Source organism: Flavobacterium resistens, from assembly GCF_900182645.1.
In the GTDB taxonomy this organism is placed as follows: Bacteria; Bacteroidota; Bacteroidia; order Flavobacteriales; family Flavobacteriaceae; genus Flavobacterium; species Flavobacterium resistens.
In genome coordinates this window covers 657,856-679,485 of sequence record NZ_FXTA01000001.1, presented here as the reverse complement: position 1 = coordinate 679,485, position 21,630 = coordinate 657,856, and the positions used below count along the sequence as shown (strand labels likewise).

The window sequence follows — 21,630 nt, the reverse complement described above, 5'->3', positions numbered from 1 at the left end:
TTGAATGGAGTTGCAGTTTATTTCCAATGCAATTCTAAAGCAAAACAATTTTTGTCTCCTTTTGTAATGCTAAATGTTGTTGCAGATTGATCGTCATTATCACTTTCGTGAATAACAACCTGATCATTTAAAGAAAGCTCTTTCAGAAAATTCATTTCAAAGCTTTTAACTTCTTGTTTTAGAATTTTTTTTGCGTTAACGTGATCCAAGCACCATTCTAGATATTTCACATTATTAGCATGATTGACAATGTCTAAATCTGATAAATAAACGGTTTTTTCGAAAACCGATTCTTTTTCAGGATTGATATTTATTTTAGAGAAACCTTCGGTAGTTGCTCTGTTTTCAGGAAAAAGTTCAAAATGTTCATAAGGCAAAGCTAAAGCTTCCGGGCGACGTGCTTTTGTATTAAAAACTGCCCAATACGTTTCGCTTCCCACAATTTTTTCTCCATTTACATACATTTCAAGCGCACGCACAGATCGTGAATTTTCAAGACTATTAATCCATGTTTTTACTGTAACCACATCCTGCCATTTTGGTAAAGCTGTAATTTCGACACGCATTCTGCTTAAAACCCAAGCCTGATCAAATTCCTGCATATCAGTAAAACTGATTCCGCCAACTTCTGAATGTGCTGCAGCTGTAAGTTGCAAAAGATTACACAAATCGGTATATTTTAAATAACCAGTTGGTGTACATTGCGTGAAATTGATTTCCCAGTTTTTACTTAAAACTGATGTGAAATTTGGAGATATTGGCATGGGATGGTATTCTTTTAATTTTGTATTTAAAGAAATACAAAATTAATGAATTTTTATTCCAAAATTAAATTGAAATAGCTCCGTATTATCATAAAATGAGACAAATTCAGGAGAAGTGTTGATATCCAGATTTGATTTTAGATAGCAAAAACCAAAATATACCGAAAATCTTTTGGCTAGTTTGTAATCAGTATTAAAACCAATTCTGAAATTATTTCCTTTTTGATTTCCAAAACTTCTGCCATCTGATTCGAATTTGAGTTTTGCGCCTCCATAACCAAAATAAGGTTCGAAGTTGAGTTTGTCTGTTATTTTGATTTCATAAGAAACATCGCCGTAAAGAGTATGAAATTCAGAAGATTTAATATTTCCTGCCATGGAAATATCAGTTGTGGAATAAGGTATAAAATCGTAACCCGCTCCCAATTTAAAATTATGAATTCTTAAAAAACTGAAATTTGTTCCAATTCCCAAGTGACTGTCACTAGCTTTCGCTAGAAAATTATCGCCAAAAGTGGAAGGGATTATAAGATTTACGCGAATGTCGTGATTGAATTTTACTAAATTTTTGTTTTCAGTTTCCTGGCTATATGATAATTGAAGAAGGAATAAAAAGAATAGAACTTTTAATTTCATAATTAATAAGTTAAAAGATGGATTACTTTTTCAGAATTGATTGGAATAATAGTTTCGTGATTAGTTGTAACCACTTTTGTAGGATCTGAGTAATCTGCGATCGTATAACTTAAGCGTACATTCTGATTTTTAACAACATTAAAATTTGTTTCAAGATAATGATTTTCATTTTTATAATTTAAATCGGTAAAGTCTTTTGACAAAACTCCTTGAACATTAAGTGCTGTGACTGTTTTGTTAGTTGATGTTTTGTTTAACTGTATTTGAAGCTGCGTGATTTCATCATTCTTATATAAAGTTACCTGATTGAGGTCTAATTTATAATTTTTGAAATTTTTCTTTAGAGCCGTTATGCTTTTATTTTGAAATCCAGTAGCATAGTTTAGAGTAGCATAATCATCATCAAAATTATAACCATTGAGTGTAGTGATTATTTCGATATCCTCACCCTTTGGTGCGGGAAAGATCATTAAAAATTTCCCTTCGGAATCTGTTTTGGTATAACTTATTAAATCACTTGGAGTGTAAGTTCCATCGGAAAAATTATTTATTTCAATTCTTTTATTCGGAATTGGATTACTGTTTCGATCAACCACTTGTCCCTGAACTACAAGTCTTGTTTCTCCATCGTATTGAATTTCACAAGAATAACATGTAAAAAGAATAAAAAATAGAAATATAATTTTTCTCATTTAGAACAGATTTAGGTAAGTCTAAATATATATAAAATTGTTTAAGAAAATTATACTTTCAATTTTAAATTTATGTAATCAAATATTTTTTGTCTGTCTATATTGTAGTCAAACCATCTGGTATCTTCGTTTCGTTTGAACCAGGTTAATTGTCTTTTTGAGAATCTTCGTGTGTTTTTTTTGATTTCTTCAATTGCGAAAGGTAAAGTGAATTCTCCGTCTAAATAACTAAATAATTCTCTATAACCTACGGTCTGTAACGCATTGAGTTCTTTATTAGGGTAAAGAGCTTTGGCTTCTTCTAATAATCCGGCATTCATCATTATATCTACACGCTGATTGATTCGATTGTAAATAACTTCTCTGTCAGCATCTAAACCAATTAAAATAGGAGTGAAGTTTCTGTTGTTTTTCTTCTGATTTAAGAATGAAGAATATGGTTTTTGTGAACCAATACAAACTTCTACAAAACGCATCATTCGTTGTGGATTTTGTAAAGTCTGGGGATTTTCGATAGTTATTTTTTGATAATAATCAGGGTCTAAATTTTTAAGTTGTTTTTGAAGATACTCAATTCCGAGTTTTTCATAGTTTGAATTTACTTCGGCACGAATTTCTGGAGCGATTTCTGGAAATTCATCAAAACCTTTTAAAACGGCATCCACATACAAACCTGATCCGCCAATTAGAATGGCAAAATCATTATTTTGATAAAATTCTTCCAGTTTTAAAAGTGCTTCTTTTTCGTAATCGCCAACTGTATAATTTTCAAAAATGGATTTATTTTGAATGAAATGATGTTTTGCTGCATTTAATTCTTCCTGACTTGGAACTGCAGTTCCGATCGTCATTTCTTTAAAAAACTGACGACTGTCACAGGAAATTATCTCGCATTTAAAATGTTGTGCCAAAGCAATACTTAAGGCTGTTTTGCCTATGGCTGTTGGTCCGACAATGGTAATTAGGTATTTCATATTTTTTAGCCCAGATGGAAATGGAAACCCCGGACTTATATTTGTTTGTTTTTTTTGGAATAAAAGAGCGACCAACGGAAGCTCCTTTTATGACTTTAAAAAACAACAAATATAAGGAGGAGTTGTAATGTACAGCTGGATTGGCTTCATAAATTAATTATTAGGCAATTCTGTTCCGCATTGATAGCAATATTTTGCGTTATCAAAATGGATTTGAGATTGACATTTTTTGCATGTTTTTTTGCTATTAACTGCATTGTTTTTTAGACTGCTTTTTGCAAATTCAGCTGTTACAATTCCTGTAGGAACTGCAATGATTCCGTAACCTAAAATCATTACAAATGCTGCAATGAATTGTCCTAGAGGAGTTTGTGGTGAAATGTCGCCATAACCGACAGTGGTCAAAGTAACAATTGTCCAATAAATTCCCATTGGAATACTTGTAAATCCAGACTCTTTTCCTTCGACCAAATACATTAGAGAACCAATAATTATCGTGCTGATTAAAACGAAGTAAATAAAAACCAGAATTTTTTCTTTGCTGGCATCAATGGCTTCTTTTAATTGTAGTGATTGATGATTGATTTGCGGAATATGTAAAATCTTAAATAATCGAAGAAAACGCAATGCTCTTACGATTGATAAAATACTTGCACCAGGAAAAAATATGGATAAATACATTGGCAGTACGGCAAGTAAATCAATGATTCCGTAGAAACTGATAATGTATTTTACTGGTTTTTGAATGGAGATAATTCTAAGAATATATTCAATCGTGAAAAATACCGTAATTATCCATTCGCAAATTAGCAATTGGTCGTGATATTTGGAGCTAATTCCTTGAACGGTATCGAGCATTATTAAAAGAACACTCAGCAAAATCAAACCTAAAAGAATTAAATCGAACATTCTTCCTAAAATGGTATCTGTTCCATAAAGGATAATTTTGATTTTTTCTCTAAAGATTTCGTATTGTGATTTTTGCTTTTTCATTTCCTTAAAGATAATGAAAGTATTGATTTTTTAAAAATGCATTATTTTCAATGACTTGCTTTTGCGGATGTAGCTCTGAATAATATTTTTTACATCTCGGTTGTGCTGCATTGGAATCAGAATGTTTTTAAGAATATCAATATTGGTGATTTGATAGTTTAAATCGTAATAAGCATATCCTTTATAGATTCCATTTTCGATTAAAATAGCGCTTCTTTCGTTTATATTTCGTCCACGGTCAATCAAAATCATGCTTTTATTTTCAAAACTATTATCAGAAATGAATTGCTGCACGCGCAAATTATAAACTTCAGGAGTTACTTCGCCAATGCATGCACCATCACATTCTTTGATTTTGTATTGAAAACATTCCTTTTTAGTGATGTATAAGCCAGTTAATTTTTGGCACAAATGGTATTTTGATGTATATCTAAAAAGTGCATTTTTTCCTTCTTGCAAACTAGCATATGAAGTAATTTCCTTTTTTCGGCCATCGGCTTTTTCAAGTTTTAAGTTAAGATAACCGTTTGCATCTTTTTCAGCATAAAGAGCATACTGAAAAATTGTTTTTCGTTGGGCGCGGTTGTATCTAGGTCTGTTTACTTTTATTTCCTCGCTTTCTTTTAAAAGCGCAATTAATTCACTTCCGGTTTCATCATAAGTTATGGTAAAAACTTCAGCCTGAATTTTTTTGCTTTTGGTTGTGATTCCGGTAAAATGCTGATTGATTCTTTTTTTGATGTTTTGGCTTTTGCCGATGTAAATCAAAGTACCGCCTTCATTGTAAATATAATAAACGCCTGTTTTAGTTGGCATTTGGTTTAAGAGATCTAAAAATTTTGGTGCAATCCCTTTTTCGATTTCTAACTTTATAAAATCTTTTACGATGGTTTTTTCGATATCTTTTTCCAAAAGCATTTTGAACAACTTTGTAGTTGCCATAGCATCTCCGCTTGCACGATGTCTATCTGCCATTGGAATTCCTAATGCGCGGACTAATTTTCCTAAGCTGTAAGAAGGTTGTTCCGGAATTAGTTTTTTTGCTAATTCGACTGTACAGAGCGTTTTGGCTTCAAAATCATAGCCTAAACGTCTGAATTCAGTACGAAGGATTCTGTAGTCAAAAGAAGCGTTATGAGCGACAATTACGCAATCGGAAGTAATTTCGATAATACGTTTTGCAACTTCGTAAAACTTTGGCGCCGACTGTAACATAGCATTATTGATTCCGGTCAGTTTTACTACAAAAGGCTGAATCGGAATTTCGGGATTGACAAGGCTGATGAATTGGTCAACTACTTCATGCCCGTCAAATTTGTAGATGGCGATTTCAGTAATTCCTTCTTCATTAAATTGTCCTCCAGTGGTTTCTATGTCTAATATCGCGTACAAATTCAGTATTCAGTTCAGTTTTTAGTATTCAGTAAATCTACAATCTTTAATCTACAATTATTAGCGTCCTCCAAAAATGCTGCTTCCAATGCGAACCATTGTACTTCCGCATTCAATGGCTAGTTGGTAATCTCCGGACATTCCCATTGATATAGTATTCAATTCGCTGTTTTTAGTTTTCAGTGTCTGAATCGAATCAAAAATAGATTTTAAATGTGTAAATTCTTTTTTTATCTGGTTTTGGTTTTCTGTGAAAGTTGCCATTCCCATCAAACCCAAGATACGAATATTTTTCAACTCTTTAAACTCAACAGAAGTTAAAAGTTCATTTAGTTCTTTTTCGTCCAAACCAAATTTAGTTTCTTCTTCGGCAATGTAAATTTGAAGAAGACAATCAATAATTCTGTTATTTTTTAAAGCTTGTTTGTTGATTTCCTGTAATAATTTCAAACTATCAACACCATGAATCAAAGTCACATAAGGCGCCATAAATTTGACTTTATTGGACTGAACATGACCAATCATATGCCATTGAATGTCTTTTGGCATTTGTTCCCATTTCTCCGTCATTTCCTGGATTTTGTTTTCTCCAAAAATGCGTTGCCCAGCTTCATAGGCTTGTAATAAGTCTGAAACGGGTTTTGTTTTTGAAACGGCAACCAGAGTTACGTGTTCAGGTAAACTAGCTTTGATAGTACTTAAATTCGATTGAATCGACATGATATTTCTTTTTTATAAAAACTGCTTCGAAATTTTCTCTGCTTTTTTACTTTCGCTGTAATCGTAAAAGCCTTCGCCAGATTTTACTCCAAGTTTTCCGGCTCTCACCATGTTTACTAAAAGTGGGCAAGGAGCATATTTTGGATTTTTAAATCCGTCGTACATTACATTTAGTATTGCTAAGCAAACATCAAGACCAATAAAATCAGCTAATTGAAGCGGTCCCATAGGATGTCCCATTCCTAATTTCATTACCGTATCAATTTCATAAACTCCAGCAACTTTATTGTATAACGTTTCGATTGCCTCGTTTAGCATCGGCATTAAAATTCTGTTTGCTACAAAACCAGGATAATCGTTTACTTCTACAGGAACTTTACCTAATTTCTCAGATAAATTCATAATAATTTTAGTTACTTCATCGCTTGTATTGTATCCGCGGATGATTTCAACCAATTTCATAATCGGTACCGGATTCATAAAATGCATCCCGATAACGCGCTCAGGATGTGCTACAACAGCTCCAATTTGGGTAATCGAGATTGAAGATGTATTTGTTGCCAAAATTGTATTGTGTGAGCAATATTCATTTAATTGTTTGAAGATGTTCAATTTTAATTCAACATTTTCTGTTGCTGCTTCAACGACTAAATCTGCACCTACAACACCATCTTTTATATCAGTATAAGTAATAATATTAGTTATCGTTTTGGCAACATCGTCTTGTGTAATCGTTCCTTTAGATAACATACGATCTAAATTAGCCGCAATAGTTGCCATTCCTTTATCTAATGATTTTTCAGAAACGTCTATTAATTTTACGGTAAATCCGCTTTGCGCAAAAGTATGTGCAATTCCGTTGCCCATTGTTCCTGCTCCAATTACAGCTATTGTTTTCATTTTAATGTAATATTATATTTATAATTTTAGCCACGAATTCACTAATTTGGTGTGAATTGCGTGGCTAATGTATGTTTGAAAATCTTTTAAATTATTTATTGAAACAATCAATAATTTGATAAGCAACACGCAGTGCATCTGTTGCTTGCTCAAGCGTTACAACCGGAGTTGTATCTGTATTAATTGCATTTGCAAAAGATTCTAATTCATCCAGAATGGCGTTATTTTGCTCCACATCCGGATTCGTGAAATAGATTTGTTTTTTTACACCTTCGGCATTTTGAAGAATCATATCAAAATCTCCAGGAACTTCTGGTGCATCTTTCATACGAACAACTTCGCATTTTTTCTCCAAAAAGTCAACCGAAATATAGGCGTCTTTTTGAAAGAAACGAGATTTCCGCATGTTTTTCAACGAAATTCTGCTGGCAGTTAAATTAGCAACACAGCCATTTTCAAATTCGATTCGGGCATTGGCAATATCCGGAGTATCACTAATTACCGATACACCGCTAGCGTGAATATCTTTTACTTTTGAATTAACAACACTTAAAATGGCATCAATATCATGGATCATTAAATCTAATACTACAGGAACATCAGTCCCACGCGGATTAAACTCAGCCAAACGATGTGTTTCAATAAACATCGGGTTTTCGATCATATTTTTTGTAGCAATAAAAGCGGGATTAAAACGCTCAACATGACCAACTTGTCCTTTTACATTGTATTCTTTGGCTAAAGCAATAATTTCTTCAGCTTCTTCTACAGTATTGGCAATTGGTTTTTCAATAAAGATATGTTTGCCAGATTTGATTGCAACCTTAGCGCATTTATAGTGTGAAAGCGTTGGAGTAACAATATCAATCACGTCGACAGCGTGAATAAGTTTTGCAATTGTGCTGAAGTTTTTATAGCCAAACTCTTTTGAGATTCTTTCGGCATTTTCTTGATTTTCGTCGTAAAATCCAACTAATTCGTATTTGTCAGATTGTTGCAATAAGCGTAAATGTATTTTACCAAGATGACCAGCACCTAAAACTCCTACTTTTAACATGAGAATGTATTTTAAACAAAAATATAATTTATTTGTTTAACGTGAAAATGAATTTAGCTAATTGTGAGTTGTTAGTTGTGAATTCTAAATTATCAGTTGTGGCTTTTGACTTTATTAATTTAATATTTAAAAATCAATATTTGAAATCCTGTTTTGTTTCTTATTTTTGCCAAAATAAAACCAACCCATTTTGAAAGACACTGCCAAACATCAAGGACTTCGTAATCAATTAGTAAGCACTTTGGAACAAAAAGGAATTACTGACAGAGCGGTTTTGGATGCGATAAAAAAAATTCCAAGACACCTTTTTTTGAATTCAAGTTTTGAAGATTTTGCTTATCAGGATAAAGCTTTTCCAATTGGAGCAGGGCAAACCATTTCACAACCTTATACAGTTGCTTTTCAGTCGCAATTGCTTGAGGTTAAAAAAGATCATAAAATTTTAGAGATTGGAACTGGTTCTGGTTATCAGACTGCCGTTTTATTTATGCTTGGTGCTAAAGTTTATACTGTTGAAAGGCAAAATGAGTTATTTAAGACAACATCAAATTTATTTCCGAAATTAAATATTCGTCCAAAACATGTTACTTTTGGAGATGGATATAAAGGATTACCAAATTTTGCGCCGTTTGACAGTATTATAGTTACAGCGGGTGCACCATTTATTCCACAACCTTTAATGGCTCAGTTAAAAATAGGAGGAAGGCTAGTTATTCCGTTAGGGGAGGATGTTCAGATTATGACATTGTTAATCAGGAAAAATGAAACGCAATTTGAAAAACATGAGTTTGGAGAGTTTCGATTTGTTCCTTTATTAGAAGATAAAAATTAATAAGAAGCCCAGTTAACGCTGGGCTTTTTTATTGAGTAAGAATTGTGATATATCTTTCTAAACTCTCTTTTTGTGTTTTAGCAATAAAAAGCAGAAAATCTTCTTTATCTTTTTTTGTCTGAGCAATTTCCAGAGATTGATAATAACGCATTCGATTTTCGTAATCACCTTTTATGTTGGCAATTAAATAGCCTTTTTGCATTAAAATTAAATTCATAATCAATCTTGAAGTTCTTCCGTTTCCATCAATAAAAGGATGAATTGTTACTAATCTTTCATGCATTTCAGCAGCCAAAATAACTGGATGAAGTTTATTTTTGTTGATTTCGTACCAAGTGAAATATTCTTCCATTTCCTGCGGAACTAACGAAGGCTGTGGTGGCATATTACTGCTTCCTTGTGTCCTGACCTGAACTTTTCGATAACGTCCTGCATCTTCAGGAATTATTCCCCTAAGAATTAAATTATGAATAGATAAGAGATCACGTTCGTTTAATGAATTGTTTTTATTCATCAAATCTTTAATAAAACCAATTGCTTCCTGATGATTTATTGCTTCGAGATGTTCTCGCATGCTTTTTCCAGAAATTGTCAATCCTTCATTTATCACCATATCAGTTTCACGCAGGGTCATTGTGTTTCCTTCAATTCTATTGCTTTCAAAAGTATATTCAAGTTCTAAAGCTTGTTTAATTTTGAAATTATCGAATTGTCTGTAAGAATCTAATTTTTCTTTTAGAAGATCAATTTCGTTTAATATTTTTTCTAATGAAGTAGATAATTTAAGACTTGAAACTGTTTTGTTGTATTTGATTTCGTCTTCCGCAACTTTTAAAGCCTTCAAAGCAAATTCATCATTAGCAATTTCGTAAAGGATCTTTTCTTTAAGCCAGGCAATCATTAAAGTTTCGTAATCAATTTCTAAAAGCTGAGACAATTTACTGACTTGATCTTTTGTTGGTTTTCGTGTTCCTGATTCAAATTTGCTGATTAATGCCTGATCTATACCGAGCAGTTGTGCTACCTCGCGGGTTTTTAAACCTTTTTGTTCTCTGGCATTTTTTAAAAGTGATTTCATTGTGAGAAACATTTTGTCTTGACAAAATTAGTCAATTTTTTAAATAAAAATAAAGCAGCATTTTTAGAAACGCTGCTTTTTATTATTTTATTTTGGAGGTAAAGAACCGTCTTTTCTCATTTCCTTGACTACGGCTTGCATTATCGCATCAATTGTTTGACCTAAATCAGTAACGTATTGCGACTCTGTAGTTCCTGTCCAGATTAGTTTGTTTTGTTTTAATGAAAAAATATTGGTTTCAACCATATAAGATGTTGTTTCTTGATAATATCCCGGATCATAGAAATTTGGAGAATACATTCCGTACCAGTTGCCAAAGCCATATCCGTACATTCCAGTATACATTCCGTCAAATCCTCCATAATACATTCCGGTATAAGTGCCAGGTACATAAGTGGTTTCTTTTTCTTTGCTGACTAAACGCATTGTAACAACCCCATCAAAGTTCTCATCCTGCAATATTTTTAATTTTTGCTCCTGAGTTAGTTGTGATGTTGCAGTAAGATATTGATATGAAGTTTTAAAAACCGGATTGCTTGCTGCAATTCTGTTTTCAGTAATTCTTCTTGAAGCTTCGTCCTTGACCAAAGCAACAACTAAAACTTTTTTAAATTCTTCCTGAGCAACAGTTATGTCTGGATCTCTCCAGCTGTTTACTATAGAAGTATTACTGCCACAACCAGAAAGTGACAGTACGGCGATTAAGAAGACTAGGTACTTTTTCATATTTTAAGGTTATATTGTTTGTAGTAAAAATAACGATAAAATATTTATAAACTCATCATTTTCAGAAAATTAAAGCTTATTAATTGTAAGCTTTTTTGATTCTGTCTAAATCTCGTTTTGTATCCTGTTCCTTTAAAGATTCACGTTTGTCGTAGTTTTTCTTTCCCTTGCAAAGGCCGATTTGTAGTTTGGCTAATCCTTTTTCGTTGGTAAATAATTTCAACGGGACAATAGTAAGTCCTTTTGCCTGAACGCTTTTATGAAGTGTTTTTAATTCTTTTTTATTGAGAAGTAATTTTCTTTCACTTCTGGATTTATGATTGAATTGATTTCCAAACGAGTATTCTTCAATATAAGTATTGATTGCAAAAAGCTCCATACCGCTGAATTCACAAAAACTCTCTGTAATATTTGCTTTGCCTAGACGTATAGATTTGATTTCGGTACCTGCTAAAACAATTCCAGCAGTATAAGTATCGATTATCTCATAATCAAATCGAGCTCTTTTATTTAGTATGTTAACTGATTTTATCATAACTGCAAATGTAAAACAAAATTGAAAAATTTTAATGCGATATAAGATAATTAAAGATTTTTTTTAATCTATGATTTTAATCAGTATTAAAGAAAAAGCTTACAGCTAAGTTTGTTTAATAATTTAAAAACAAACTCAAAATGAAAAAGATTTTTACACTAGTAAGTATTGCGTTTATTGGATTTGCAGCTCAAGCTCAAGATTCAAATCAAGGCTTAAAAGGTGCATGGTTTGCAACTTCCCAATTTGGATATCAACAGACAAAAACTGCTGACCTCAAAAATACTAGTTTATCTGTATTGCCAATAGTTGGAACATTTGTTACACCATCTGTGGCAGTTGGAGCAGGAATTGGATATATTAATATAAAAGCCGATTCAGATAAAGGAACAGCAGCAAAAACCGATTTATTTGTATTTCAGCCATTAGCAAGAAAGTATTGGAATGTTGCAGGCTCACTTTATTTCTTTGGACAATTAGCATTGCCGGTTATTACAGGAAAAGAAAAAGAAAGTGAATTAAAAGTAAATCAGGTTGGTTTATCTCTTTCAGGTGGATTTGATTATTTTGTTACAAAGAATTTCTCTGTTGAGTTTTCTTATGATTTAGCAAATTTTACCTCTACAACACTTGATCCTAAAACAGGAGAAAAAACGACTGTTACAAATTTCGGCCTAGCTCATGCAGCAAATGTAGACCCATTTTATAATACTGCGTTAGGTGGCAGCAATCCAAATTTGACTTCGCCAATTTCAGTAGGATTTAAATTCTTATTCTAATATTCATTATTTGATTAATGTCAAATTCTATTTTGTAATTTTGCAAAAAAAGAAAGACCGTACTTTTTTATAGTACGGTCTTTTTTATATAATTTTAAAAGTATAAAAATGGAAAATAAATCAAAAGATCCTTTACACGGAATTACACTTCAGAAAATTGTTGAGACTTTAGTTGATTTTTATGGTTTTGATACTTTAGGAGAATTAATTCCGATAAAATGTTTTATTTCAAATCCAAGTATTAAATCTTCGCTTACTTTTTTGAGAAAAACAGATTGGGCTCGTAAAAAAGTGGAAGATTTATATGTAAAATCATTAAGTAAATTTGATAAATTATAATTTATAAGAAATCATTACACCTCCTCTATATGGCATCCACTCTCCACTTTTGTTGTATTCTGTAGCATGGTCTTCAGGATATCTCCCTGGTGTTCCGTCATTGTATAGACCATGATAAAAACCTTGATGCCATCCACCGCCGGCAAAAATATCTAGTAAAAATTTATCGCTTAATTTGATATTGTAACCAACAGTAACTCCTAAACGATATCCAAAACCTTTTTCATAATAATTACTATCCCAGTAATTCCATTTTTGAATTCTGTAAATATCTGGTCCTGCATGACCTCCAACATAAAATCCATTGTATTTTTCTTTAAAATGATAACGAACTTCAGGAGTGAAAGTATAAAATTCCATTGGATTGTGTCCGTTAAATGATTTCCAGAAAGATGCCATGACATCAAAACTAAAAGTTGTCTTTTCTCCAATACTGGTTTCGATACCAACATTTGGAACAGCTAAAAGTGCTGTAGCTCCATTAAATTTGATAAAAGTTTGACTGTGTGATTGAATTGAAAAGAAGAAAATGGCGAATATTAATAATTTTTTCATAAATATGTTTTTGAGCGAAATAGATTAAGTGGTTAATTTCGCGTGCAAATATAACGTATAAACGCATTTTGGACATTAATAATATATGTTTTAACAAATATTATTTTTTTGTCAGAAATTAACAAAAACTATCGTTCTAATAATGAGTAAATTACTTTGTCTAAAAATCGCCCTTCATAAAATTCGGATTCTTTGAAATGTGCTTCTTTAACAAATCCGCATTTTTGCAGGACTTTTTCCGAAGCTTGGTTTTCAGGGTCAATAACTGCTTCAATTGAATGCAGTTTCATATCGTTAAAACCGTAAGCTATTAATCGGTTTACAGCTTCGGGGATGATTCCTTTTCCATGAAATTCAGGCAAAAGCATATAGCCAATTTCGGCGCGGTAATTTTCAGGTTGCATTCTGTAATAGCCAATGATTCCCAGAAGTTTTGAGTTGCCTTTTAATGTAATTCCCCAATTGATTCCAATATTTGTTTCGATTTTTTCATCAATCATGGCAATATGCGCCAATGCGTCTTCATTGTTTTTAACCAACGGTCGAGGAATATATTTCATAGTTTCTGGATTCGAACGCAATTCAAAAACTTCATTGACATCATCGTTTGTTATTCTTCTCAAAAGCAAACGATCAGTTTCAATTATTGGAAATGGATGAAAGTTAAATTCTAACATTTTATTTATAAGATTTTAATACTAAATTGAGAATGAAAAGTTTGATCATCGTCTAAAACAATAATCCCTTCTTTTTTAAACAAATCGCCTGAATTGTTTGCAGTGTCAGAATAACCAAACCAAGGTTCAATGCATACAAATGGTGCTTGGTCTTTGGTCCAGATTCCTAAACTTGGAAAATCCTCAAAATCCACCTGAACATAAGGCTTTGAATTTTCAAGAATAGTCAACGAATTTGATTCTAGCGTTTTGAAAACAAGCGCATCATTTTCGAAAAGTTTATAATTCAACGGTACTAAATTTCCGGTCGTTTTTAAAATTTCGGTTTTATTCGAAATCAAATCATTTTCAAGAAGATTATATTTTAAAGGCTCTTCTTTTTCAAATTTAAAAGAATAGTTTTCAAAATTTTCAGGAAGCGAAATTGCAGGATGAGCTCCAATTGAAAAGGGCATTTTATTATCTCCTGTATTAATTACAATATATTCGATTTTTAGAGAAGTGCCTTCTAATGTGTAAATAAGCTGTAATTCGAACTCAAAAGGATATTTTTTTAAGGTATCATTATTTGATTTTAAAGAAAAAACAGCACTATTTCCAGTTTTTTCAATTAATTCAAATTCCATATCTCTCGCAAAACCATGTCTTGGCAAATGATATTCATTTTCATTAATTGTATAAGAGTTGTTTTTCAATGTGCCAACAATCGGAAAAAGAACAGGTGAGTGTTTACCCCAAAAATCAGGGTTTCCTTCCCAAATATATTCCTTGTTTTGATTGTTTTTTAATGAAAATAATTCGGCTCCGGCATGCTTAATTGAAGCTGTTAATATTGAATTTGATATAGTTGTCGTCAAAATAGTAATATTGAAAAGGTTTATTTTTATGTAAATGTAAAGGTATTTGAATAATTTTTATTTTTTAAGGAAAATCGCTCAATTTATTTTATTTATAAAATTTTGCTAAAATTAAATTTAAGCTTGATTATTTCTCTGTAAATAGCTTTTTTTTTCATTAATTTGCTACATAAACAGCTAAAAAATATGAAGAAGCAATCTGCAAAAGCCATTTTAACCGCGGCTTTATTTTTTGGGATTTCTTGTTCCTGGGCGCAACAAACACCTTCAGGGACAGCAACAAATCCAGTAAATAATTATAATTACCATGATGCCTTTGCCCCGCATTTTTACACTAAAAACGGAACATCTACACGCACAGCCAGTGGTCAGCCTGGTGTAGAATATTGGCAAAACAGAGCCGATTACCAGATAACGGCAAAATTAAATGCTACAACAAATGAAATTGTAGGTACAGATCAAATTACATATACGAACAATAGTCCTGATAAATTAGGATTTCTTTGGTTGAATTTAGATCAGAATTTATTTAAAGATGATTCTAGAGGAAATTCAGTCGTTCCGTTGTCTGGAAGCCGTAACGGAGCCCAAGGACAGGTTTTTGACGGAGGAAATAAAATTAAATCTGTAAAAGTAGTTTCATCAGGGAAAAATGCTGTAGAAGTTGAGGCAAAATACATTGTTACAGATACCAGAATGCAGATTTTCCTTCCACAGGAATTGGCTGCAAAAGGAGGTTCTGTAAAAATCAAAATTGAATTCTCTTTCATTGCTCCTTTTGAAGGATCAGACAGAATGGGGGTTTTAGAAACTAAAAACGGAAAAATCTTCACAATTGCACAATGGTACCCACGTATGTGTGTGTATGATGATGTACGTGGCTGGAATACAGCACCATATTTAGGAGCTTCTGAATTTTATTTAGAATATGGAGATTTTGACGTAAAGCTTACTGTTCCCGGAAATCATTATGTTGTTGCTTCTGGCGAGTTATTGAATGGTCAGGAAGTTTTTTCAGCTGAACAATTAAAACGTTACAAAGATGCTTCTCAAAGCGATAAAACGGTTATGATCCGTACTGCAGATGAAGTAAATTCGACAGCAAAAACAAATGCAGGAACAGAGAAAACATGGCATTATAAAATTAAAAATGCTCGTGATTTTTCTTGGGCTTCATCTCCAGCTTTTATTCTTGATGGAGCAAAAATCAATTTGCCAAGTGGTAAAAAGGCTTTAGCATTATCAGCTTATCCTGTTGAAAGTAATGGAAACGACGCTTATGGACGCTCAAGTGAATATGTAAAAGGAGCAATTGAACATTATTCAAAACAATGGTTTGAGTATCCTTATCCGGTCGCTACAAATGTGGCAGGAAACGAAGGAGGAATGGAATATCCTGGAATTGTGTTCTGTGGATGGAAATCAAAAGGACAAGATTTATGGGGAGTTACAGACCACGAATTTGGTCATATTTGGTTTCCAATGATTGTTGGTTCAAACGAAAGATTATTCGCTTGGATGGATGAAGGATTTAATACTTTTATTAACTCATTGAGTACAGCAGCATTCAATAACGGCGAATACAAAGAAAAACCAACAGATTTGCATGAAGAAGCAGAATCTTTTACGCGTCCGGATTTAGAAACTATTATGAGTTCTCCTGATAATATGAAGGAAGCAAATATTGGTATGTTGTGTTATTTTAAACCAAGTGCAGGTTTGATTCTTTTAAGAGAGCAAGTTTTAGGAAAAGAGCGTTTTGATACTGCTTTTAGAACTTATATTCAGCGTTGGGCTTTTAAACATCCTCAACCAGATGATTTTTTCAGGTCAATGGAAAATGTTGCAGGTGAAGACTTAAGTTGGTTCTGGAGAAGTTGGTATGTAAATAATTGGAGATTTGACCAAGGTGTAAATTCGATTAAATATGTAAAAAATGATCCTGCAAAAGGTGTAATTATTACGGTAGAAAATTTTGAGAAAATGCCAATGCCAATTATTTTAGATGTTAAAACAAAAAGCGGGAAAGTAACCAGAGTTAATTTGCCTGTAGAAATTTGGCAACGCAATAATGACTGGTCTTTCAAGCATAATTCTACTGAAGAAATAGAGAGTATTACTTTAGATCCGGATCACGCGTTTCCTGATTTCAATGAATCAAATAATGTTTGGACTGCAGGAAAAGGCAAAGTAGAACAAGATGTTATTTTAGATGGTTATTTAGGAAATTATTCTACATCTAAAGCGCCTATAAAAATTGAGTTTACAGAGAAAAACAGTGCTTTATATGCAGAATTGACTAATTATCCGAAATTCTCAGTGAAAGCTGTAGCTGGAGAAAAAGATGCATTTGAATCAAAAAGAGCAGGTGTGAAGTTTAAATTTAATGAAACTAAAACTGCTGTTGATATGATTTTGTCTGATGGAAAAGCAATTCCTTTTACTAAAAATTAAAAAGTAAACATTTTAAATCATTTAAAACCCGATAGTTATCAGTAACTATCGGGTTTTGTTTTTCTGTATATTCACAAAACGTAAAAAAAATGTTAGAATTTTGATTTTTTGTTTTCTAAATAAAAAATTAATGTACTTTTGCACCGATGAATAAAATAAGTTTACATATAACTTCTTTGTCACGGACAAACTCACCGATTACTTCTCCCGAAGTACGGACGCTATCTCTATAGTGTTCACTGAGTTTTATAGCCGTATATTTATTCATATCCATTTTTCATTTTGAAATCACATAATTTGTCCATTGGACAAACATATCCTAAAAGTATTTATTATTTTGCAAATTTTCTTAATCAAGTTTTTGATTTTGAGGGTATTACTTCTATTTTGCTTAATTTTATTGGATTCAATTCTGGATTTCAAGCTAAACAATATGCTTTAATTTTTAACTCTAACTTCAATTATTGAAATGAAGATCTCTATTGTTGTTACCCAGGAAGAACACTTCAAATTCGCACAAGAAATATGCGATACGATAGAATCATCTGCCTTGTTAAGAGGTACGGGGATTGCTAAAAGAACTCCTGAGTATATTCAGAAAAAAATGTCGAATGGTGATGCGATGATTGCTCTGGCAGACGGGAAATTTGCAGGTTTTTGTTATATCGAAAGCTGGCAACACGGAAAATTCGTGGCACATTCGGGGTTAATTGTACATCCTGACTATAGAAGTTTAGGATTGGCAAAAAAAATAAAATCTAAAGTTTTTGATTATTCTTTGCAGAGATATCCAGATGCTAAAATATTTGGAATAACAACTGGTTTGGCTGTAATGAAAATCAATTCTGATTTAGGTTATAAACCAGTTCCTTTCTCAGAACTTACAACCGATCCAAGTTTCTGGGCCGGCTGTAAAACCTGTACAAACTTCCCGATTTTACAAAGCAAAGAAAACAAAATGTGTCTTTGTACTGGAATGTTATACGATCCAAAAGAAAAACAAAAAACACCGCCTAGACATCCTTTTAACGAGGCTGTATTAAGCAGACTTAAAAAAATTAAACAGGCTTTATTTTTAAATAAATTATTGTCGTTTGTTTTTTTACTCAAAATTTAATTAAAAGAAATCTCAAACTGCTAAATACGAAAGTATTAGCCAAAATTATAAAAAATGAAAAAAGTAGTATTAGCTTATAGCGGAGGATTAGATACCTCGTATTGTTTGAAATATTTAAAAAATGAAAAAGGATACGAAGTTCATACTGTACTTGTTGACACAGGAGGATTCGACGCAGAAGAATTATCAGCCATTGAAAAAAGAGCTTACGAATTGGGAAGTGCACAACACGCAAATCTTACTATCGTAGACAAATATTATGATAAAGCTATAAAATATTTGATTTTCGGAAATGTATTAAAAAACAATACTTATCCGTTATCAGTAAGTGCAGAGCGTGTTTTTCAGGCAATTGAAGCAATTAAATATGCTAAAAAAGTGGGAGCAAGCGCGATCGCACACGGAAGTACAGGTGCTGGAAATGATCAAATTCGTTTCGATTTGATTTTCCAGACAATCGCTCCGGAAATCGAAATCATTACGCCAATTAGAGATTTAAAATTGTCAAGACAAGAAGAAGTTGATTATTTGGCTCAAAACGGAGTTCATTATTCTTGGGAAAAAGCACAATATTCTATCAATAAAGGACTTTGGGGAACAAGTGTTGGAGGAAAAGAAACTTTAACTTCAAGCCAGCCATTGCCAAGTGAAGCTTATCCTTCGCAATTGCAAAAAGAAGGAGAAGAAAAAGTAACACTTCATTTTGAACAAGGAGAATTGGTTGCATTAAATGGAAAGAAAGATGTTCCTGAAAAAAATATCGTAAAACTTGAAAAATTGGCCAATGCTTACGCAATTGGTAGAGATATTCACGTTGGAGATACTATTATCGGAATCAAAGGAAGAGTTGGTTTTGAAGCTGCTGCTCCGTTAATTATTATCAAAGCTCACCATTTATTAGAGAAACATACTCTTGGAAAATGGCAACAATATTGGAAAGAGCAATTAGGAAACTGGTACGGAATGTTATTCCATGAAGGTCAGTTTTTAGATCCTGTTATGAGAAATATTGAAACTTTCTTGCAAGACACACAAAAAACAGTAAATGGAACGGTAACAGTTTCATTAAAACCATACCATTTCTCACTTGACGGAATCGAATCTAAAAATGATTTGATGAACACAGGTTTTGGTCAATACGGAGAAATGAACAATGCATGGACATCTGACGATGCAAAAGGATTTATCAAAATTCTTGGAAATGCACAAAACATATTTTCATCTGTAAATCAATTAGATCATGATTAATGTCGGAATTATTGGTGGTTCAGGCTACACAGCTGGAGAACTCATCAGAATTTTAATGTATCACCCAAAAGTAAACATTGATTTTGTTTACAGTACTACAAATGCTGGAAAACCGCTTTCTATAGCGCACCAAGATTTGATGGGAGATATCGAAATGAATTTTACTGATGTCATAAATCCTGATGTAAATGTTGTTTTCTTGTGTTTAGGTCACGGAAAATCAATTTCATTTTTGAAAGAAAATCAGTTCGCAAGTCATACTAAAATCATTGATTTAGGAAATGATTTCAGACTGAATAAAGATGCGCATTTTGAAGGGAAAGACTTTATTTACGGATTGCCTGAAATCAATAAAGCCGAAATCAAAAAAGCAAATTATATCGCAAATCCAGGTTGTTTTGCAACAGCTATTCAGTTGGCTTTATTGCCTTTAGCCGAACATAATTTGTTGAATAATGATGTACATATTAATGCTACAACAGGAAGCACAGGAGCAGGAGTAAGTCTTTCTGAAACTTCTCATTTCAGTTGGAGAAACAACAATATGTCGCATTACAAAGCTTTTGAACACCAACATTTAGGAGAAATTGGAGAAAGTTTAGTTCAATTGCAAGATGATTTTGACAGCGAATTGCTTTTTATTCCAAATAGAGGAGATTTTCCAAGAGGAATTTTTGCAACCTTATATACATTATGCGATGATAGTTTGGAACAATTGGTCGCTAAATATGAAGAGTTTTATAAAAACGAACCTTTCGTAACCGTTACCACAACAAACATCAACATGAAACAAGTGGTGCAAACGAATAAATGTATCATCAGTTTATTGAAAAAAGGAAACCGGGTTCTCATAACATCAATTATCGATAACTTAACCAAAGGTGCTTCGGGACAAGCAATTCAAAACATGAATTTAATGTTCGGTTTAGAAGAAGCCACAGGTTTACATTTGAAACCAAGCGGATTTTAATTTTTAGTTTCAAGTTTAAAGTTTCAAGTTCTGTTCGTTACTTGAAATAGATACGAAGAAACATAACTAGTTTTAAGGTTTGAAGTTTTAGTTTTCACGTCCAGTGAGTAACTTGAAACATGAAACATGAAACAAAATAAACAAAACACAAATGAACTTATTCAACGTTTACCCATTATACGACATAACTCCAGTAAAAGCAGTAGATTGTACAATTATTGACGACAAAGGAGTAGAATATTTAGATTTATACAGCGGACATGGTGTGATTTCTATCGGACACACGCAACCGGATTATGTAGCAAAATTGAAAAATCAGATCGATAATTTAGGTTTTTATTCGAATGCCATTCAGAATCCTTTGCAGGTTGAATTGGCTCAGAAATTAGGAAAACTTTCTGGTCTTGAAGATTACGAATTGTTTTTATGCAGTTCTGGAGCTGAAGCAAACGAAAATGCTTTGAAATTAGCTTCTTTCCATAACGGAAAATCTAGAGTTGTAGCTTTTGATAATTCCTTTCACGGAAGAACTTCTGCAGCTGTTGCTGTTACTGATAATAAAAAAATTGTTGCGCCGATTAACGCACAGCAAGTAGTTACTTTTTTACCCTTAAACCAAATCGAATTAGTTGAAGCTGAACTAGCAAAAGGTGATGTTACAGCAGTAATTATAGAAGGAATTCAGGGTGTTGGAGGATTAGACCAAGGAACAACAGAATTTTTCCAGGCTTTAGAAAAAGCATGTAAAAAACACGATGTGGTTTTGATTTTAGACGAAGTACAATCAGGATACGGAAGAAGCGGGAAATTCTTCGCTTTCCAACATCACGGAATTAATGCTGATATTATCTCTGTAGCAAAAGGAATGGGGAACGGTTTTCCGGTTGGAGCGATTTTGATTTCTCCAAAATTCGAAGCAAGTTTCGGATTATTAGGAACAACTTTCGGCGGAAGCCATTTGTCTTGTGCAGCAGGAATTGCAGTTTTAGATGTAATTGAAAAACTTGATTTACAGAAAAATGTAAACGAAGTTTATGAATATTTCTTAGAAAAAATCAAAGAAGTAGAAGGAATCAAACAAGTAAAAGGAAAAGGATTAATGCTTGGAGTAGAATTTGATTTTGATGTAGCGGCTTTAAGAAAGAAATTAATCATCGAAAAACACATTTTTACAGGAAGCGCCAACAATAAAAATCTGTTAAGAATTTTACCGCCTTTAACTGTAAAAAAAGCTGATATTGATACGTTTGTAAAAGCTTTAAAAGAAAGTTTAGAAGAATTAAAAAACTAAACACACAATTATTCTAACAGGTCTCCAAAACCTGTTAGGTATTA

The 21,630-nt window shown here is 32.6% G+C and carries 23 protein-coding genes; 8 read left to right on the top strand and 15 right to left on the bottom strand.

Translation table 11 applies throughout. The features are described from left to right. Window positions 1–17: 17 nt before the first annotated feature. From FN795_RS02810 to FN795_RS02770, 9 genes are all read right to left on the bottom strand, one after another. Entirely contained in the window at window positions 18–764 is a 747-nt protein-coding gene (locus FN795_RS02810; RefSeq protein ID WP_142449276.1) for an acyl-[acyl-carrier-protein] thioesterase, read from the bottom strand. 42 nt (window positions 765–806) lie between these two features. After that, the gene (locus tag FN795_RS02805; protein WP_142449275.1) at window positions 807–1,400 is read right to left on the bottom strand and encodes an outer membrane beta-barrel protein; all 594 of its coding nucleotides are present in this window, start codon (window positions 1,398–1,400) and stop codon (window positions 807–809) included. 2 nt (window positions 1,401–1,402) lie between these two features. Continuing rightward, window positions 1,403–2,092: a peptidase associated/transthyretin-like domain-containing protein gene (locus tag FN795_RS02800; RefSeq protein WP_142449274.1), complete on the bottom strand. Its 690-nt coding sequence runs from the start codon at window positions 2,090–2,092 to the stop codon at window positions 1,403–1,405. 50 nt (window positions 2,093–2,142) lie between these two features. Continuing rightward, the gene (gene miaA, locus FN795_RS02795) at window positions 2,143–3,066 is read right to left on the bottom strand and encodes a tRNA (adenosine(37)-N6)-dimethylallyltransferase MiaA (protein ID WP_142449273.1); all 924 of its coding nucleotides are present in this window, start codon (window positions 3,064–3,066) and stop codon (window positions 2,143–2,145) included. Window positions 3,067–3,219: 153 nt separating this feature from the next. After that, complete coding sequence (locus FN795_RS02790; protein WP_035644914.1) at window positions 3,220–4,059, bottom strand: ion transporter; 840 nt, start codon at window positions 4,057–4,059, stop codon at window positions 3,220–3,222. A 30-nt stretch (window positions 4,060–4,089) separates the two neighbouring features. Further along, window positions 4,090–5,451 (bottom strand): exonuclease domain-containing protein, encoded by a 1,362-nt coding sequence (locus FN795_RS02785; protein WP_035644912.1) that lies wholly within the window; start codon window positions 5,449–5,451, stop codon window positions 4,090–4,092. Between the two features lie 60 nt (window positions 5,452–5,511). Continuing rightward, entirely contained in the window at window positions 5,512–6,171 is a 660-nt protein-coding gene (locus FN795_RS02780; protein ID WP_142449272.1) for a YggS family pyridoxal phosphate-dependent enzyme, read from the bottom strand. Between the two features lie 12 nt (window positions 6,172–6,183). Continuing rightward, entirely contained in the window at window positions 6,184–7,071 is an 888-nt protein-coding gene (locus tag FN795_RS02775) for a 3-hydroxyacyl-CoA dehydrogenase family protein (protein ID WP_035644908.1), read from the bottom strand. Window positions 7,072–7,162: 91 nt separating this feature from the next. Next, complete coding sequence (locus tag FN795_RS02770) at window positions 7,163–8,128, bottom strand: Gfo/Idh/MocA family protein (RefSeq protein WP_035644905.1); 966 nt, start codon at window positions 8,126–8,128, stop codon at window positions 7,163–7,165. Between the two features lie 190 nt (window positions 8,129–8,318). Between FN795_RS02770 and FN795_RS02765 the strand changes: the two genes are divergently transcribed. Continuing rightward, a complete protein-coding gene (locus tag FN795_RS02765) occupies window positions 8,319–8,960 on the top strand; it encodes a protein-L-isoaspartate(D-aspartate) O-methyltransferase (RefSeq protein WP_035644903.1) in 642 nt (213 codons plus the stop codon). Window positions 8,961–8,988: 28 nt separating this feature from the next. Here the strand turns inward: FN795_RS02765 and FN795_RS02760 are convergent, their stop codons facing one another. The 3 genes from FN795_RS02760 to smpB form a co-directional block, all read right to left on the bottom strand. After that, window positions 8,989–10,038, bottom strand: coding sequence for a Fic family protein (locus FN795_RS02760; RefSeq protein ID WP_142449271.1), 1,050 nt, complete (start codon window positions 10,036–10,038; stop codon window positions 8,989–8,991). Window positions 10,039–10,125: 87 nt separating this feature from the next. Next, window positions 10,126–10,764, bottom strand: a complete 639-nt coding sequence (locus FN795_RS02755) for a DUF4136 domain-containing protein (protein ID WP_142449270.1) — start codon at window positions 10,762–10,764, stop codon at window positions 10,126–10,128. Between the two features lie 79 nt (window positions 10,765–10,843). Continuing rightward, window positions 10,844–11,299 carry an SsrA-binding protein SmpB gene (smpB, locus tag FN795_RS02750; protein ID WP_026729458.1) on the bottom strand — a complete coding sequence of 152 codons (456 nt, stop codon included), beginning with the start codon at window positions 11,297–11,299 and terminating at the stop codon, window positions 10,844–10,846. A gap of 140 nt (window positions 11,300–11,439) precedes the next feature. Here smpB and FN795_RS02745 point away from each other — a divergent pair, with 140 nt between their 5' ends. Together FN795_RS02745 and FN795_RS02740 are read left to right on the top strand one after the other, a co-directional pair. Next, entirely contained in the window at window positions 11,440–12,078 is a 639-nt protein-coding gene (locus tag FN795_RS02745) for a porin family protein (protein ID WP_142449269.1), read from the top strand. Window positions 12,079–12,186: 108 nt separating this feature from the next. Next, window positions 12,187–12,417 carry a VF530 family protein gene (locus FN795_RS02740; protein WP_142449268.1) on the top strand — a complete coding sequence of 77 codons (231 nt, stop codon included), beginning with the start codon at window positions 12,187–12,189 and terminating at the stop codon, window positions 12,415–12,417. Here the strand turns inward: FN795_RS02740 and FN795_RS02735 are convergent. From FN795_RS02735 to FN795_RS02725, 3 genes are all read right to left on the bottom strand, one after another. Next, window positions 12,412–12,972 (bottom strand): DUF3575 domain-containing protein, encoded by a 561-nt coding sequence (locus FN795_RS02735; protein ID WP_142449267.1) that lies wholly within the window; start codon window positions 12,970–12,972, stop codon window positions 12,412–12,414. The genes FN795_RS02740 and FN795_RS02735 overlap by 6 nt on opposite strands. 128 nt (window positions 12,973–13,100) lie before the next feature. After that, on the bottom strand, window positions 13,101–13,649 hold the full coding sequence (locus FN795_RS02730) for a GNAT family N-acetyltransferase (protein ID WP_142449266.1): 549 nt from the start codon (window positions 13,647–13,649) through the stop codon (window positions 13,101–13,103). A gap of 5 nt (window positions 13,650–13,654) precedes the next feature. Beyond that, window positions 13,655–14,506 carry an aldose 1-epimerase family protein gene (locus FN795_RS02725; RefSeq protein ID WP_142449265.1) on the bottom strand — a complete coding sequence of 284 codons (852 nt, stop codon included), beginning with the start codon at window positions 14,504–14,506 and terminating at the stop codon, window positions 13,655–13,657. 186 nt (window positions 14,507–14,692) lie between these two features. Here FN795_RS02725 and FN795_RS02720 point away from each other — a divergent pair, with 186 nt between their 5' ends. The 5 genes from FN795_RS02720 (at window position 14,693) to FN795_RS02700 (ending at window position 21,586) form a co-directional block, all read left to right on the top strand. Further along, window positions 14,693–16,960 carry a M1 family metallopeptidase gene (locus FN795_RS02720; protein ID WP_142449264.1) on the top strand — a complete coding sequence of 756 codons (2,268 nt, stop codon included), beginning with the start codon at window positions 14,693–14,695 and terminating at the stop codon, window positions 16,958–16,960. Window positions 16,961–17,429: 469 nt separating this feature from the next. After that, the gene (locus tag FN795_RS02715) at window positions 17,430–18,077 is read left to right on the top strand and encodes a GNAT family N-acetyltransferase (protein ID WP_142449263.1); all 648 of its coding nucleotides are present in this window, start codon (window positions 17,430–17,432) and stop codon (window positions 18,075–18,077) included. 54 nt (window positions 18,078–18,131) lie between these two features. Next, a complete protein-coding gene (locus tag FN795_RS02710; protein ID WP_035644876.1) occupies window positions 18,132–19,325 on the top strand; it encodes an argininosuccinate synthase in 1,194 nt (397 codons plus the stop codon). Beyond that, window positions 19,318–20,295: an N-acetyl-gamma-glutamyl-phosphate reductase gene (argC, locus tag FN795_RS02705; RefSeq protein ID WP_142449262.1), complete on the top strand. Its 978-nt coding sequence runs from the start codon at window positions 19,318–19,320 to the stop codon at window positions 20,293–20,295. The genes FN795_RS02710 and argC overlap by 8 nt, the downstream gene beginning before the upstream one ends. Window positions 20,296–20,446: 151 nt before the next feature. After that, window positions 20,447–21,586, top strand: a complete 1,140-nt coding sequence (locus FN795_RS02700) for an aspartate aminotransferase family protein (protein ID WP_111423420.1) — start codon at window positions 20,447–20,449, stop codon at window positions 21,584–21,586. Window positions 21,587–21,630 lie beyond the last annotated feature (44 nt).

Bases quoted from the DNA above. Each gene is read 5' to 3' on its own strand.
- FN795_RS02810 (WP_142449276.1), bottom strand. From the start codon at position 764: ATGCCAATATCTCCAAATTTCACATCAGTTTTAAGTAAAAACTGGGAA.
- FN795_RS02730 (WP_142449266.1), bottom strand. From the start codon at position 13,649: ATGTTAGAATTTAACTTTCATCCATTTCCAATAATTGAAACTGATCGT.
- argC (WP_142449262.1), top strand. From the start codon at position 19,318: ATGATTAATGTCGGAATTATTGGTGGTTCAGGCTACACAGCTGGAGAA.
- FN795_RS02700 (WP_111423420.1), top strand. From the start codon at position 20,447: ATGAACTTATTCAACGTTTACCCATTATACGACATAACTCCAGTAAAA.
- FN795_RS02745 (WP_142449269.1), top strand. From the start codon at position 11,440: ATGAAAAAGATTTTTACACTAGTAAGTATTGCGTTTATTGGATTTGCA.
- FN795_RS02805 (WP_142449275.1), bottom strand. From the start codon at position 1,400: ATGAAATTAAAAGTTCTATTCTTTTTATTCCTTCTTCAATTATCATAT.
- smpB (WP_026729458.1), bottom strand. From the start codon at position 11,299: ATGATAAAATCAGTTAACATACTAAATAAAAGAGCTCGATTTGATTAT.
- FN795_RS02800 (WP_142449274.1), bottom strand. From the start codon at position 2,092: ATGAGAAAAATTATATTTCTATTTTTTATTCTTTTTACATGTTATTCT.
- FN795_RS02740 (WP_142449268.1), top strand. From the start codon at position 12,187: ATGGAAAATAAATCAAAAGATCCTTTACACGGAATTACACTTCAGAAA.
- FN795_RS02755 (WP_142449270.1), bottom strand. From the start codon at position 10,764: ATGAAAAAGTACCTAGTCTTCTTAATCGCCGTACTGTCACTTTCTGGT.
- FN795_RS02720 (WP_142449264.1), top strand. From the start codon at position 14,693: ATGAAGAAGCAATCTGCAAAAGCCATTTTAACCGCGGCTTTATTTTTT.
- FN795_RS02760 (WP_142449271.1), bottom strand. From the start codon at position 10,038: ATGAAATCACTTTTAAAAAATGCCAGAGAACAAAAAGGTTTAAAAACC.
- FN795_RS02735 (WP_142449267.1), bottom strand. From the start codon at position 12,972: ATGAAAAAATTATTAATATTCGCCATTTTCTTCTTTTCAATTCAATCA.
- FN795_RS02715 (WP_142449263.1), top strand. From the start codon at position 17,430: ATGAAGATCTCTATTGTTGTTACCCAGGAAGAACACTTCAAATTCGCA.
- FN795_RS02710 (WP_035644876.1), top strand. From the start codon at position 18,132: ATGAAAAAAGTAGTATTAGCTTATAGCGGAGGATTAGATACCTCGTAT.
- FN795_RS02775 (WP_035644908.1), bottom strand. From the start codon at position 7,071: ATGAAAACAATAGCTGTAATTGGAGCAGGAACAATGGGCAACGGAATT.
- FN795_RS02770 (WP_035644905.1), bottom strand. From the start codon at position 8,128: ATGTTAAAAGTAGGAGTTTTAGGTGCTGGTCATCTTGGTAAAATACAT.
- FN795_RS02790 (WP_035644914.1), bottom strand. From the start codon at position 4,059: ATGAAAAAGCAAAAATCACAATACGAAATCTTTAGAGAAAAAATCAAA.
- miaA (WP_142449273.1), bottom strand. From the start codon at position 3,066: ATGAAATACCTAATTACCATTGTCGGACCAACAGCCATAGGCAAAACA.
- FN795_RS02780 (WP_142449272.1), bottom strand. From the start codon at position 6,171: ATGTCGATTCAATCGAATTTAAGTACTATCAAAGCTAGTTTACCTGAA.